Annotated in this window: 10 protein-coding genes and 1 pseudogene; 5 read left to right on the top strand and 6 right to left on the bottom strand. The window is 69.1% G+C overall.

Annotated features, from left to right (window positions below):
• Nucleotides 1-493 precede the first annotated feature (493 nt).
• Nucleotides 494-2,383, top strand: a complete 1,890-nt coding sequence (locus tag ACZ619_RS20690; protein WP_469600782.1) for a propionyl-CoA synthetase — start codon at nt 494-496, stop codon at nt 2,381-2,383.
• 292 nt (nt 2,384-2,675) lie between these two features.
• Nucleotides 2,676-3,344: a TetR/AcrR family transcriptional regulator gene (locus ACZ619_RS20685; protein WP_469600780.1), complete on the top strand. Its 669-nt coding sequence runs from the start codon at nt 2,676-2,678 to the stop codon at nt 3,342-3,344.
• 1,142 nt (nt 3,345-4,486) lie between these two features.
• Here the strand turns inward: ACZ619_RS20685 and ACZ619_RS20680 are convergent.
• Together ACZ619_RS20680 and ACZ619_RS20675 are read right to left on the bottom strand one after the other, a co-directional pair.
• Nucleotides 4,487-6,304 carry a flavin-containing monooxygenase gene (locus ACZ619_RS20680; protein WP_469600777.1) on the bottom strand — a complete coding sequence of 606 codons (1,818 nt, stop codon included), beginning with the start codon at nt 6,302-6,304 and terminating at the stop codon, nt 4,487-4,489.
• Nucleotides 6,301-7,170 (bottom strand): TauD/TfdA dioxygenase family protein, encoded by an 870-nt coding sequence (locus ACZ619_RS20675; RefSeq protein ID WP_469600775.1) that lies wholly within the window; start codon nt 7,168-7,170, stop codon nt 6,301-6,303. The genes ACZ619_RS20680 and ACZ619_RS20675 overlap by 4 nt, the downstream gene beginning before the upstream one ends.
• A 722-nt stretch (nt 7,171-7,892) precedes the next feature.
• On the opposite strand from ACZ619_RS20675, the pseudogene ACZ619_RS20670 reads away from it, so the two are divergent.
• Nucleotides 7,893-8,354: pseudogene (locus ACZ619_RS20670) on the top strand (transposase family protein); the annotation flags it as partial.
• A 147-nt stretch (nt 8,355-8,501) separates the two neighbouring features.
• On the opposite strand, the gene ACZ619_RS20665 reads toward ACZ619_RS20670, so the two are convergent.
• From ACZ619_RS20665 to ACZ619_RS20650, 4 genes are read right to left on the bottom strand one after another with little or no spacing between them, the layout of a single operon-like run.
• Nucleotides 8,502-9,272 (bottom strand): SDR family NAD(P)-dependent oxidoreductase, encoded by a 771-nt coding sequence (locus ACZ619_RS20665; RefSeq protein WP_469600773.1) that lies wholly within the window; start codon nt 9,270-9,272, stop codon nt 8,502-8,504.
• 14 nt (nt 9,273-9,286) lie between these two features.
• Nucleotides 9,287-10,498, bottom strand: coding sequence for a cytochrome P450 (locus ACZ619_RS20660; RefSeq protein ID WP_469600772.1), 1,212 nt, complete (start codon nt 10,496-10,498; stop codon nt 9,287-9,289).
• Between the two features lie 35 nt (nt 10,499-10,533).
• On the bottom strand, nt 10,534-11,736 hold the full coding sequence (locus tag ACZ619_RS20655; RefSeq protein ID WP_469600770.1) for an NAD(P)/FAD-dependent oxidoreductase: 1,203 nt from the start codon (nt 11,734-11,736) through the stop codon (nt 10,534-10,536).
• Nucleotides 11,733-11,930 (bottom strand): ferredoxin, encoded by a 198-nt coding sequence (locus ACZ619_RS20650; RefSeq protein ID WP_469600768.1) that lies wholly within the window; start codon nt 11,928-11,930, stop codon nt 11,733-11,735. Before ACZ619_RS20650 ends, ACZ619_RS20655 begins: the two co-directional genes overlap by 4 nt.
• 88 nt (nt 11,931-12,018) lie before the next feature.
• Here ACZ619_RS20650 and ACZ619_RS20645 point away from each other — a divergent pair, with 88 nt between their 5' ends.
• Both ACZ619_RS20645 and ACZ619_RS20640 read left to right on the top strand, forming a co-directional pair.
• On the top strand, nt 12,019-12,690 hold the full coding sequence (locus ACZ619_RS20645; protein ID WP_469600765.1) for a TetR/AcrR family transcriptional regulator: 672 nt from the start codon (nt 12,019-12,021) through the stop codon (nt 12,688-12,690).
• Between the two features lie 625 nt (nt 12,691-13,315).
• Complete coding sequence (locus tag ACZ619_RS20640; RefSeq protein ID WP_469600762.1) at nt 13,316-13,891, top strand: UGSC family (seleno)protein; 576 nt, start codon at nt 13,316-13,318, stop codon at nt 13,889-13,891.
• Nucleotides 13,892-14,059 lie beyond the last annotated feature (168 nt).

Here is a 14,059-nt window from a genome sequence, read left to right as displayed (position 1 = left end):
TCGATTTCCGGGCGGGGATCCGCCGGTGCTGCCGTACCGCTTCGAGGACTCTCCGGCCTGCGGCAGGGGCTTGCGGTGCAGAGGGCGTCCATGCCTAAAGTTACGGACGTAATCTAAGTTGGTCCGTGGTTGTGCAAGCCGTCGTCACCCCGACACACTCCACGGCCTCCACCCTTCCGGTGCGACGGGCCGCACCGGACGGCCCGACCACGGCTCCTGGTCCACTCGACCGGCTCCGGGTGCCGGCGCGGGACGCGTGACCGGCCGCCGCCCGGTCGGCTGGCTTCATCCTCGTTGCCGCATGTTCTGGGCCTTCTACGGCGGCGATCGCTGCGGCACCCACCCTGACGACCGAGTCGCCCGTGGCGCTCCGCGCGCCCGACCCCTCCGAGCCCTGGCAGAGACACCCGCACGAGCCGTACCCGAATCTCCATGATCCCCGTATCCTCACGGGGCGTTCGGAGCGGACCCACCAGAAAGGCAGGACCCGTCCATGGGAGAACACGCGAGGACCCACGCGAGCAGCCTTGAGGACCCGGACGGCTTCTGGCTCCGGGCCGCCCGGCTGATCGACTGGGACGTCGAGCCCCCCCGCGGGCTCGACGACGCGAAGGCGCCGTTCTTCCGGTGGTTCCCCGACGGTCGGCTCAACACCTGCGCGAACGCGCTTGACCGGCACGTCGACAACGGATTCGGCGACCGGACCGCACTGATCTGGGACTCGGCGATGGTGCCGGGGAAGAAGTCGTACACCTACCGTGAGCTGCGCCACGAGGTCGCCCGCGTGGCGGGTGCCCTGCGGGACCTGGGGGTCGGCCGGGGGGACCGTGTCGTCGTCTACATGCCGATGGTGCCCGAGGCCGCGATGACGATGCTCGCCTGCGCCCGCATCGGCGCCGTGCACTCGGTGGTGTTCGGCGGGTTCGCGCCGAAGGAACTGGCGGTGCGCATCGAGGACGCGCGTCCCAAGGTGGTCGTGGCGGCCTCGTGCGGGATCGAGCCCGCACGGGTCGTGGCGTACCAGCCCGTTCTCGACGAGGCCCTGAAGCTGAGCAGCCACCGACCCGATCACACCCTGATGCTGCAGCGCGAGACCCTCCGGGCCGATCTCGGTCCCGGCTACGTCGACTGGGACGACGTCGTGCCCGGAGCCGCGCCGGCCGAGCCGGTGCCGGTGTCGGCCACCGACCCGCTGTACATCCTCTACACGTCCGGTACGACCGGGAAGCCCAAGGGCGTGGTGCGGGACACCGGCGGCCATGCCGTCGCGCTCGCCTGGTCGATGGGAGCGATCTACGACGTCCACGCCGGCGATGTCTTCTGGACCGTCTCGGACGTCGGCTGGGTGGTCGGCCACAGCTACATCGTGTACGCCCCGCTCCTGGTCGGCGCCACCACGGTCATGTACGAGGGGAAGCCGGTCGGGACGCCAGACGCCGGCGCGTTCTGGCGGATCGTCCAGGAGTACGGTGTCAAGACGATCTTCACCGCGCCCACCGCGATCCGGGCGATCAGGAAGGTCGACCCGGACGCGGCCGAGGTGGGCAAGTACGACATCTCGTCTCTGACCTCGCTGTTCCTCGCGGGTGAGCGGCTCGATCCGGAGACGCTCCACTGGGCCTCGGACAAGCTGGGCGTTCCGGTGACCGACCACTGGTGGCAGACCGAGACGGGCTGGCCGATCGTGGCGAACCCGCGCGGTCTGGAGCCGATGCCGGTCAAGCCGGGATCCGCGACCGTGCCCGTGCCGGGGTGGGACGTGCGGGTGGTGGACGGCGACGGCCAATCGGTGAAGCCCGGGCAGGAGGGCGAGATCGTCATCAGGCTTCCGCTGCCCCCGGGCGCGCTGCCGACGCTGTGGGAGGACGACGAGAGGTACCTGGACTCCTATCTCAGCCGCTACCCCGGCTTCTACCACACCGGGGACTCCGGGTACTTCGACGACGACGGCTACCTGTTCGTCATGGGCCGCACCGACGACGTGATCAACGTGGCCGGCCACCGCCTGTCGACCGGTGCGATCGAGGCTGCTCTGGCCGGGCATCCCGCGGTCGCGGAGTGCGCCGTGATCGGTGTCCCCGACCAGCTCAAGGGGAGTGTTCCCTTCGGCCTGGTCGTCCTCAAGTCCGGTGTCGCGCCCGACGAAGACCAGTTGAGGGCCGAGCTGATCGCGGCCGTCCGGCGCGACGTCGGCCCGGTGGCGGCCTTCCGGGACGTGGCCGTCGTACCCGCTCTGCCGAAGACGCGGTCCGGCAAGATCCTGCGCCGGACGATGAAGGGGATCGCGGACGGCCGGGACGAGTCCGTGCCGCCGACCATCGAGGACGCCTCGGTGCTCGACTCGCTCACCCCGATCCTCCGAAACCGCCGCTCGGCGCCGTGACCGCGGCGCTCAGCGGCCGCAAGCACGCCATCATCGATGCCGACGGCGCCGCCTTCTCCGTCGTCCCGACGGTCGGGGGCGGACTTCGGCCCATGTGACACACCGTCTGCCCCGCGCGGGTGTTAGGGCCGACTCCGTGCGGAGAACGCACGGGGAACGACCCGCGTGCGGGGAAGGCAGGTGATGATCTTCGCTTCGCGCCCTGGTGACAGCAGGACCTGATCAACGCCTCGGGCCCGGCGATAGCATCGGGACCGGGGCGTACACCCCCGCTCGGGTCTGGAGGACGAGGATGAGCACGCTGCGGCGCGACGCCCGGCGCAACCGGGAACTGTTGATGGAAGCGGCGCATGAGGTCTTCACCGCGCAGGGCTTGCAGGCGCCGCTGGATATGATCGCCCGCCGGGCCGGTGTGGGCAACGCGACGCTCTACCGTCACTTTCCCAGCCGGGCCGACCTCATCGACGCCGTCTTCCACCAGGAGATGACCGGCACGATCGCCGCCGGCACGGAGGCCAGGGCGGCGGCGGACGCATGGGCGGGCTTGACCGGGTACATGACGGCGGTCTTCACCACCATGGCCGCCGCCCGCGGCGCGAAAGACCATGAGGCCGCCTGCCTGAACGACGCCGACCTGTTGCAGGCCGTGCATGCCCACAACCGCGAGACCCTGGATCTCCTGCTGCGCCGCGGCCAGGAGGAGGGCACGGTCCGCTCCGATGCGACCGTCGAGGACGTGCTGTTCGCGCTGGCCGTCCTGGGGCGCGCCGTTCCGGCTCTCGCCACCACGACCACCCCCGAGGCCTGGCGCCGCCCTCTGTGCCTGTTCCTCGCCGGACTGCGCACCGTGCCGACGGCACAGCCCCTGCCGCTCCAGCCGCTCACCGCCGCCGAAGTGGACGAGGTGCTCCAGGACATGGGCCTGCACCGCACGCGCAGGCCGATCGGGCCGCCGGCGTAGCGGAGGGCGTTGGTCACCAGTTCGCTGACGACGAGTTCGGTGGTGAAGGCGAGTTCGTCCAGTCTCCAGATGTTCAGTTGCCGGGTGGTCAGTTTTCGGGCTTCGGCGACGATGGCCGGGTCGGCGGGGAGTTCCCAGTGTGCGGTGGAGTCGGCTGGGATCGCGTGGGTCCGGGCGAGGAGGAGGGCGATGCCGTCATCGGGCCGGGTGCCGTCGGAGCTGGCGAGGAGGGTGCGCCCGATGGTGTCCAGTTCCTGACCGGAGCGGTACAGGGTGGCGAGGTCGCTCGCCAGGCCCTGGACGCCGCTGTCGAGGTCGCCTCCGTCGCAGGCGTGACGTGTGCTCGTTGCCCACCACGAAGGCCACCCGGGGTGAAGGCAGGGAAAGGGCGTCGAACCAGTCGCCGCTGATCTCGGCTCCCTCGGCGGTGGGCCGGTAGAGCCCGATGGTCTCCGCGGCCGGCGTCCGGGAGGAGGCGTCTTCGCAGGGCTTCGACGGTACGGTGCGCGTGTACCGGCGGGCGTTTTCCACACTCAGGGCGGCCCGTGACGCGGACCCGGCGTCGGCCTGAGCCCGCTGGGCGGAGTGCCTGCTTGTCCAGGTGTCCGATGTCGAGGCGCTCGATGTTCCCGACACGGTGTCAGTGAGCTTCTTCAGCCGCCCTTCCATCGGGTGCGGAGCCTCTGATATCGACGATCGGTGAGCAGGGTGTCTGTCACCGCGCCGGCCCGACCCGCGTCCCTGGACGTCACCTGATCGGTGGCCGTTCTGAAGAAGCTCTCGGCCTGCCCCTTCTCGAACCGTCCGGGTAGGTGCCGGTGGGCGCCCACCGGCGCCGGGTGAGTCGATACGGGCGCGCCGGCGAGCCGGTGCCGGGTCAGGGATTCACCGAGAGTCAACGTGCCGATGTGGTCCTCACGGTCGCGGGCCGCTGTCGCGGGCAGGATGCCCGCCAAGCGACATTCGGTTCTCCGGGAGCCCCTGGCTCAAGCCGCCCGATACCGGCAGGCAGGTGCTCTTGCATGCAAGGCGCACGAGTGGTCGGCACGCCCAAGCAGGTGAGCGACGCTCTCCTCGCCGCACCGGCGACGTGGATCGAGCAGGGCAAGTACGTCTCCCGGCACCAGCGACAGCTCTACGACTCAGCTGAACGTGACGCCGTCGAAGCCGCCGGCCTCGCGCCACCGCCGCAGCACCTCCTCCCACGCGATCGGGCCCGGTCCGTAGCCGCCGCTCCGCTTCGGGATGTCGCGCGGCCGGCCCTCGTTGTTGTACTGACCTGGCGTGCACGTCTCGAGGAAGGCGCTGTCGTCGACGGCGTTCCGCTCGATCTCCGCTGCCCATGCCTGCTCCGCCTCCGACGTCGCCTCGACCACGGAGGCACCCCTGGACAGCGCTTCCCTGACGATGGCCGTCGCGTGGTCGATGTCCTGGCTGATGCGGTTGGCGTGGTTGAGGTAAAAGCCTCCCTGTACTCCGCCGATGTTGAACAGGTTCGGGAAATCATGGGTCTGGATGCTGTGCAGGGTGTACGGCCCGTCGAGCCACTTCTCGCTCAGGAGGAGGCCGTCGCGTCCGACGATGTCGAACCCGGCCTTCGTGTGGTAGTCACGAGCGATCTCGTAGCCGGTCGAGAAGATGATGCAGTCGACCTCGTACTCCTGCCCGCCGCAGACGATGCCCTTCGGTGTGATGGCGTCGAGGCCCTTGCCGTCGGTGTCGAGGAGGGCGACGTTGGGCCGGTTGAACGCCTCGTAGTAGGTGTTGCTGAACGTCGGCCGTTTGCAGAAGAACCAGAAGTACGGCTTGAGCGCCTCTGCCAGCGTGGGGTCCTCGACGACGTCCTCGATATGGCGCCGACGGGCGTCCTGGGTCTCCAGGTCGACCAACTGGGCGCGCCGGCCGGCTGTCTGCGGATCGGACGCCTGTGACACGGCAGCGGCGACAGCGCCGAAGTAGCGGCTGAACCCGTCGTCGACCAGGTCTTGTTCGGGCCGCAGGCCGGACGTCGTGATGCCGGCGAAGTTCCGGCGGCGTTCGGCCTGCCAGCCTGGCTTCAGCGTGCGGAACCATTCCGGATCCGTCGGCGGGTTGTCACGCGGACCCACCGAGCAGGGAGTGCGCTGGACCACATAGAGCTGCTCGCAGTGCTGCGCGAGAACGGGCATCGCCTGGATGGCCGTCGCCCCGGTCCCGATCAGGGCGACGCGCTTGTCGGCCAGTGCCGTGAGGCCGCCGTTGACGTCGCCCTCGGTGTAGTCGAAGTCCCAGCGGTTCGTGACGAACCGGTGGCCCTCGAACGACTCGATGCCGTCGATGAGGGGCAGGTGCGCGCGCTGCTGGGGACCTGGGCCGTTGAAGAGCAGGCGGGTGCGCATGCGGTCTCCGCGGTTGGTCTCCACGATCCACCGCGACGACTCCTCGCTCCACTCGACGCGGGTCACCGCGGTATGGAAACAGGCGTCTTCATAGAGGTCGTACTGCCGAGCGATCCTCCTGCAGTGCTCGAAGATCTCGGACTGGAGGACGTACTTCTCGCTGGGTATGTAGCCGGTTTCCTCCAGCAGCGGCAGGTAACAGTAGGAATCGATGTCGCAGCGTGCGCCGGGGTAGCGGTTCCAGTACCACGTGCCGCCCACGTCGCCGGCCTTGTCGATGATGCGGATCCTGGCGAGACCGAGTTCGCGCAATCGGGCACCGGCCTCCAGCCCCGCGAAGCCGCCGCCGATCATGATGGCGTCGACCTCGTCCTGGAGTGGTTCACGCTCCTTCTGCTCCATGAACGGATCGTTGATCCGCTCGGGCGCCGACGGCTCGGCCAGCCGGTATCGCCGGCGGGCTTCCGGGTCGTGGCGCTTGTCGCGCTCCTGCTCGTACCTGAGCCTCAGCCGCTCGATCTCCGCGTCGGTCAGGCCCGTCTCCCCCCGCGGGGCTCCACCCGCTCCCGCACCGGTCCTCACTGGACCACCTTCTGGCTGCCGGAACGGCCCGCACGGCCGCCCATCGCGTCGAAGAACGCCTGACAGCCCTCGGCGAAGACAGGGTGGGTGAACGAGACCCGACGCAGCGTGCGTTCACCGGTGACGTGCTCGGCGGCCCGGCTGTGCTGCATGACGATCTGGTCCCACACCACGAGGTCGTGCAACCGCCACACATGGCGGTAGACGAACTCCGGCCGCTGCACCCAGCCGGTCAGCTCGTCCAGCAGCGCGGTGCTCTCCTCGGTGGGCAGGCCGACGATGCGTTCGCTCTGCATGTCGCTGACGAAGAGCATCGGCTTGCCGGTCAGGGGGTGTACGTACTCGACAGCGTGGTCCGCGCGCGGATCGGTGGCATTCTCCAGCTGGTGACGCACGGGGAGATCGGCCCCCCTCGCGCCGAGGATGCCGGAGTGGCGGACCTGACGGTCGCGGATACGCTCACGCAGCGCCTCGGGGAGACGCTCCAGAGCCGATCCGGTGTGCGCGAAGATCGTCGCGGTCGGGCCGTCGGGAAGCACGCTCGCGTAGAGGCTGGCGCCGGTGAGGAGGTCATGGGAGTTGGAGAAGTCCGCGTGGAAACAGAGTTGGCCGTCGTAACCGCCGTTCTGGTTGGTGATGTTGAACCAACGCCGGCCGGTTGCCGCCTGGTCGATGACGACCCCCAGGGTCTCGCCGACCGCGAGTTGCTCCTCGACCGTGATCTCACGGCCGCGAAGGACCAGCAGGGCGTAGGTGGCGTAGGCCTCGCGCAGCACGTCCTGGTCCGAGGAGTCCATGGCCGTCAGGTCAGGGGGAAGCTGGGTGACGACCGCACCGGGTGTGGCCTCGTTCGCTGTGACTATCAAGTGGATCTCCTCGTCGTGGATCTCGTTCACCATTGACTTCGCCGCGGGTGGCAGTGGCGGCGCCGCCCGCAGGCGCTTGTTGGAGTGGGACCGGCCGGGAAGGCGGGGAACAGGCGGCGGACGTCGCGATCGGTACGGCGCGGTCCGCGGCGCCCGGATGTGCGGCCGAGCGGTGTGGCATGACCACCGGCGTGAGGAGTCGGGCATCGCTCAGCGTCGGCGCGATCCCGATCGGGGGCGCCGCGGCGGCAGTTCCGGCGAAACCTTCAGCACATCGTCGATGCGGGGGCGGGGCGGGGCGTGGTCGCGAGGGTGTCCAGGTCTGTCTTCGCCCACCGACTGGGGACGCCTTCGCTTCGGCTCGTACGCGACCCCATGGACTGATTTATCTAGTACACTACAATGATTGATGGTTCATGTCGCTGTCAACAGGGACGCCGGAAAGAGGAGTTGCCGTTGGCGCCGGGGAGGCGTCAACCGTGAATTCCGCCGCCCTGCCGACACTGTCCGTACTGCGCTATGGCACCCGTATTCGGTGATGACCAATCTGCGGGGTCTGTTCTCGCGGCAGGGCCGGGACCGGTAGATCTTCCGGCCTGCCGCGAGCGCAACTGACGGATCCGGAACGGGAATTCATAGGACCGAGCCTGCCGGACGACGAGTACGGCCCGTGACCGAAGGGCTGACGGTGCCCCGACCGCGTGCCCGGCTTGTCCATCGCCGGTTCCGACGGCGCGGACCTGTGGTGGTCCGGAAAACACACGCACCACGGCGGGAACGTGGGGATCATCGCCGCCCTGGACGGCCGGCCGGGCCGGGTCTGCCCGGTCCGCCCGGGCCGCGGGCACGACACCTCCTGCGCTCGCTCCCACGGCCTGGTCGATGCCCTGAACCGGATCGCTGCCACGCTGGGCATCCCCACCCTGGCCGACCTCGGCCACGAGAACGTGGGCGACGGCCTCCGCCACCCGGTCAAGAAGCCCAAGGGCAACGAACTCGCCGAGCCCGACAAGGCGTTCAACGCCGTGATCCGTGGCGTCCACGCGGTCGCCGAGCGCGACGATGCCCTGCTGAAAGTCACCGTCAAGACCCTGCGCGGGGCCAGTCCCACCCCAGCGGCCATCACTCGCATTGCCCGAGCCACCCTCTTCCTCCTGCCGCTGGAAGACGAACGTGCAGCCTGAAGATCGCGAAGCGTCACGACAGGTCACCGGGAAGGAATCGCCGGCCCGGTCGGCCCGTGGTGTCGCTCGCCGGACCGGAGCAGAGGGCTCGGCGGCCGCCGCTCCGGTCCGGACAGTGGAGTCGAGGGCTCTCCTGGTCATCTGTGGTCAGCCGAGCAGGTGAAGGCCTCCATTGACGGCGATGGTCTGGCCGTTGATCCATTCACCGTCGACCGACATGAGATGGGCGACCATCGCCGCGATGTCGTCCGGCCTGCCGTTGCGGATACTTCGCGACATCTGGAGGAGTTGCTCCTGGGCTTCGTCGCTCACGGCGATCTGATTGGCCTTGGTGAGCACAAAACCCGGCGCGACAGCGTTCGAACGGATTCCTTCGCTGCCCCATCGGCCGGAAATGTGTCGAACCAGTGCGTTGATTGCCGCCTTGCTCGCCGAATACGCCACGAGAGAGTCGTCCCCCGTGAACGCCTTCGCCGAGGAAGTGAACACAAGTGCTCCGCCACCGGACTTGAGCAGCTCCGGAATGGCCGCCCTCGCGACGAGCAGATATCCGCGTAGATTCACGGCCATCGTGCGGTCCCACACAGCCAGGTCGATGTCCACGGCGTTGGTGTCGCGACCCACCGTGGCCTCCGACAGATCAGCCGCGTTGGCATGTACTCCGTCAAGCCGTCCGTACGCTTCGACAGCAGTCTTGACCAAGGTGTTGACCGACGCCTCGTCCGAGATGTCGAAGGTCACCTCGATCGCTTCCGCCCCGGTGCGCCGAATCCTGTCCGCCGTCTCCTTCGCGCCCGTGGCGTTGAGGTCACCGACCACGACCCTCGCCCCCTCGGCGGCGAGCCGGGCCGCGGTAGCGGCACCGATACCGGCTCCCGCGCCGGCCACGACGACGACCAGGTCCTGGAGACGTGTCATGTCGCCCACCCTCATCACCACGCAACCGGGATGCCGGGGAGGGGGGTGCCCATGTGGTACGGGAACGAAGCCTCCTCGATCGGTACGGCGAGCCTGAGCCCCGGCAGCCTGCGGAACAGCGTGGGCAGCGCGATCTCCAGCTCGGCTCGGGCGAGTGTCTGTCCGAGACACTGGTGAACTCCGTATCCGAACGCGAGATGACCGCTGGTGTCCCGGTCGATGTCGAGGGTGTCGGCGGTGCCGAAGGCCGACAGATCACGGTTGCCGGAGAACGCGTTCGCCACGATGGCCTCCCCGGCCCGGATGACCTGTCCGGCGATGGTCACGTCCTCAAGGGCCACGCGGAAGATCGCGGTCTCCGCGAGCGTGGTGTAGCGCAGCAGTTCGTCGACCGCGTTGGCGATCACGGCCGCATCCTCGGTGTCACGGATGCGGGCCTTGGCCTCAGGGTGCTCCATCAGCACCATGGCGCTGAGTGTGATCATCTTGGCCGTGGTCTCGTGCCCGGCGACGAGGAGCGTGACGCCCATCATCGCGAGGTCCTCGCGGGTCAGCTCGCCGGCGGCCAGCTGGTTCTGGACCAGCCGGCTGATGATGTCATCGGCCGGTTCGCGTTCCTTCCGGTGCGACAGGTCGGCCAGATAGCCGAGCAGTTCCCCCATCGCCTGGTCCTTCTCCTGATCCGTGGAGGTCTGGGCGAGTGCGGCATCGCTGTTGTGCTGGAAGAACTCATGGTCCTCGTAGGGCACACCGAGCAGCAGGGAGATCACCAGTGACGGGATCGGCAACGCGAAGTCGTGCGACAGGTCCGCGGGCTGTCCTTTGTCGATCATCTCGCCGAGGAACTGGTTCGCGACGTCCTGGATCAACGGCCGCTTCGCGTTGACCTGTTTGACCATGAAGTCCTTGGTCAGCATGCGCCGCAGCCGAGCGTGCTCGGGGTCGTCCATGCGGGGCATCGTGGGCGGTTCGTCCGCGGGGATCGGGCGGAGGGAAGGGAGACTGGGGTTCCGGTGGTCCGCGCTGAAGCGTGGGTCGCTCAGCGCGACACGGATGTCCTCGTACCGGTTGATCGCCCAGGCGGTGGAGCCTTCGAAGAGCCTGACGCGCTGCAGTCCCTCCGCCTGGCGCCAGTCGGCGTACTCTGCGGGTGCCGCGAAGGGGCAGCCGCGATCGCGGGCGACGGGAAAGTCGGGAAGGTCACTCGTTTTTGCTGTGATCGACATGAAATCTCCCATGTTGTCGTGTGCATGGTGTTCGATCAGGCTGTGAGGGCTCCGGACACGGCTTCGTCCCACGCGGTGCCGGCCGCGACGAGTCCTCGCCAGGCGCGCAGGGCCTTGGGCGGAACGCCGATGCCCAGGACACCGACCAGTCGATCCGCCTTTCGGTACGCGACGAGCAGGCAGGGCCTCGAAGGGTCTTCGTCGATGACCGCCGCTTCGTGATGCGCCCGCAGGCTGCCATAGGCCTGGATCCTCATCCCGTACTGGTCGGACCAGAAATACGGCACGGGGGCGAACGGCTGCCGCGCTTCGGGACGCAGCAGGTTGTGAGCCACGGCCAGGGCCTGCTCGGTCGCGTTGGTACGGTGCTCGATCCGCATGTCGACGCCGAACTGCCGGTTGTACCAGCGGGCCACATCGCCCACGCCGTAGACGCCGGTGGCGGCGGCGCAGTATTCGTCGCACACCAGCCCGTTCGCCACGTCGAGCCCGCTGCCAGCCAGCCACTCGGTGTTGGGCAGCGATCCCATGGCCACGACCAGGTCGTCCGCCGGCACCGAGGTCCCGTCTGCCAGCACCACACCGGAGACCCTGTCGCCGGCGCCGAGGACTTCGACGACCGTCGCCCCGGTCTTCAGCCGAACGCCATGCTCGGTGTGCTGTCGCGCGAGGAAGTGTCCGACTTCCTCGCCAACGGCCTCCGCCAGAAGCTGGGCACCGGCTTCCACCAGCGTCACCTCCACTCCGAACCGCCGCGCCACGGCGGCGACCTCGGATCCGAGGAAGCCTCCGCCGACGATCACCAGCCGGCGGCCGGGCCGAAGACACGCCTTCAGTGCGAGTGCGTCCTCGACCGTGCGCAGTGTGTGCACCCCGGCCAGGCGTTCACCCGCGGGAAGCGTGCGGGGGCGGACACCTGTGGCGATCGCCAGGCCGTCGTACGGCACCTGTTCGCCGTCGGCCAGCTCGACGACCCGACCTGAAAGATCCAGACCGCTCGCGGCAACACCCAGCCGAACGTCGAGCCCGAGCTCCGCGAGGTCGCTCTCCCGCCTCAGGGGCAACCGCTCCGGTCCCCACTCCCCGGTCAGGATCTGCTTCGACAGCGGAGGCCGGTCGTAGGGCGCATGAGGTTCCGCGCCGATGAGAGTGACGGGACCGTCATGGCCCATTCTGCGTAACGCCTCGGCCGTGGCCAGCCCGCCCGCCGAGGCGCCGACGACAACGAAACGTCTCACGATTCCACCGACCGAATGGCTGCCGCCGGACACACCGTGATCGCTCTCGTCACGGATTCGGTCAGCGTCTCCGGCGGCGTCTCGTCGAGCAGGACCACCGCGCCGTCCTCGTCGCGCTGATCGAAGACCTCGGGAGCCACCACCACGCACTGCCCGGACGCCACGCATTTCGGGACATCGGCTTCCACCCGCATCTGCTGTCCTCCGTCACTGAGGCACACCCGAACGTTAACGTACAGGTGACCGTAAACGTACAGATGTCTGTTACCGTACGCTAGAGGTGTGCGTATCAGTGAGAGCGGAAACGGACCGGTGACGGATCGGCGTGTGCGTCGCACCCGGGAATCCCTGCAGCGCGCTCTGATGGACCTCGTCGAGGAACAGGACCTGGCGCGTCTCGCCGTCGCCGATGTCACAGAGCGGGCGGGCGTCAGGCGCTCCACCTTCTACGACCACTACCAGGACGTTCACGAACTGGCGGAGGCCGCGTGCGCGACGATGGTCGATGACCTGATCGCCACGGTCCCCGTGGTCCCCCACGCGCCGAACGGCCTGGAACAGCGGTCCACCGCGGCGCTGTGCACCTTTTTCGAGAGCTTCGCCGAGCACGCCAACCTGTATCGCAGTCTTCTGGGCCCGCGAGGAAGCGCCCGCATCATCGACTACGTCCGCTGTCGCATCGCCGCGCGTATACGAAGCATTCCCCGTCCTGAGCATGGGCAGGAGGGCACCTCTCCCGGCAACGCTCCCCACGATGTGCCCGCCGACTTCACCGCGGGCGCCCTGCTCGGCGTCGCCACCGAGTGGCTCCAGCACGGCTGCCCCCGGACGCCTCAAGAGATGGCCGCTCTGGCATGGCCGTTGCTCGCGGCTCTCTACCGCGTGGACGCCGGCGCGCCGGGTCCATCAGGAAGCAGGCCTTGTCTCACATCCGGTGGTGACGGAGAGGTGTGACGTGGCGAACCCGCGCGGTCTGGAGCCGATGCCGACCAGGCCGGGATCGGGATCCGCCACAGTGCCCGTGCCGGGGTGGGGCGTGCGGGTGGACACGGTGTTGGCGCTGGCCGTCCCGGGGCGCGCGGTTCCGGCTCTCGCCGCCATGACCACCCGAGGCTCGGCGCCGCCCTCTGCGCCTGTTCCGCGCCGCACTGCGCACCGCGCCGACGGCCCAGCCCCTCCCGGTCCGGTCGCCTGCCGCCGCCGACCTGGACGAGGCACTCCAGGGCATGGGCCTGCACCGCACCGGGGTGAAGGCGGCCGAGGCGACGTGCCGGTTCCCCGGTCCGCGCGGCGCACCACTTGTGAACGACCTCATGGAAGACGGCGCCGCATACGGTGCCGCCCGTCCTCCCGTCGCGGCGCGGCTCGGGACGCCGCCCCCGGGCTCCTGGTGCGATGGACGGGCCGGGCCGACAGGGGTGTGCGGAGCGTGCGGAGGCTGAGTCATGTGCTCGGTCGGCACGGTCATTGACCCTGGCGCGACGCCAGCGTTAATGTAAGTAGTGCACTAGTAAACACGCTCATGGTGATGCGGTGGATTCCCTGCGCCGCGGGCCCGGGCGTGGAAGAAGGGAACGGGATGATCGGGACGGATATCCCTGGCCGTGGTGGTGCGACCCTCAAGCGCTTCGTGATCGTCGATCCGCGCGGAGCGGCGGCGGAGGAGGGCGAAGGGGCCGTGTCGGCGGGCCCGCGGAGCCTCAAGGGCAGGAAGGTAGCCCTTGTCACCCATGGGCGCTGGCGGTCGTGGACCTACTTCCGGGACAGCCTGGAGGAGCATCTGTCGCTCCCGGGCCACGGGGCGACGCACCAGCGCTGGCAGGACGACCGGCCGCATCTGCCCGAGCGGTACGACGAGATCGCGAGCGGTACCGACGCCGCGGTCCTCGGGCTGGGCAACTGCGGGTCCTGCACGGCGGCCGTCGCCACCGCGGCTGCCGAACTCGCGTCCCGGGGACTGCCGGTGACGGTGGTCGTGACGGCCGGTTTCCGCACCTTGGCCGAGAAGACCCTGGAGTTCAGGAACCAGGGTCATGTGCCCGTCGTCGCCTTGCCCGCGGCGTACGAGGTCATGAGCGAAGAGGACATGGTCCGCATCGCGGGGGAGCGGGTCGCCGACGTCACGGCGGCGCTCACCGGTCGCGGGGCGTCCTAGCGTCGTACGCGTCGGAGAAGTCGTGCCGCGAGGGCGACTTCGGCCGATGGCATGACTTGTGAACGGAGCGCAGGTGCGGCTGCGGCCCCGCGGTGGGAGCGGGGCGGCGCACCGGCGTCGAGCTGCCCGTGTATGTGGCCACCGACCGGTACGGGCGGGGTCCGGAAA

The organism is Streptomyces sp. NPDC104367, assembly GCF_055583825.1.
This window is presented reverse-complemented; position numbering and strand designations above follow the sequence as displayed.

Coding starts and splice junctions, on each gene's coding strand:
- ACZ619_RS20690 (WP_469600782.1), top strand. CDS start 494: ATGGGAGAACACGCGAGGACCCACGCGAGCAGCCTTGAGGACCCGGAC.
- ACZ619_RS20685 (WP_469600780.1), top strand. CDS start 2,676: ATGAGCACGCTGCGGCGCGACGCCCGGCGCAACCGGGAACTGTTGATG.
- ACZ619_RS20665 (WP_469600773.1), bottom strand. CDS start 9,272: ATGACACGTCTCCAGGACCTGGTCGTCGTCGTGGCCGGCGCGGGAGCC.
- ACZ619_RS20660 (WP_469600772.1), bottom strand. CDS start 10,498: ATGTCGATCACAGCAAAAACGAGTGACCTTCCCGACTTTCCCGTCGCC.
- ACZ619_RS20650 (WP_469600768.1), bottom strand. CDS start 11,930: ATGCGGGTGGAAGCCGATGTCCCGAAATGCGTGGCGTCCGGGCAGTGC.
- ACZ619_RS20640 (WP_469600762.1), top strand. CDS start 13,316: ATGATCGGGACGGATATCCCTGGCCGTGGTGGTGCGACCCTCAAGCGC.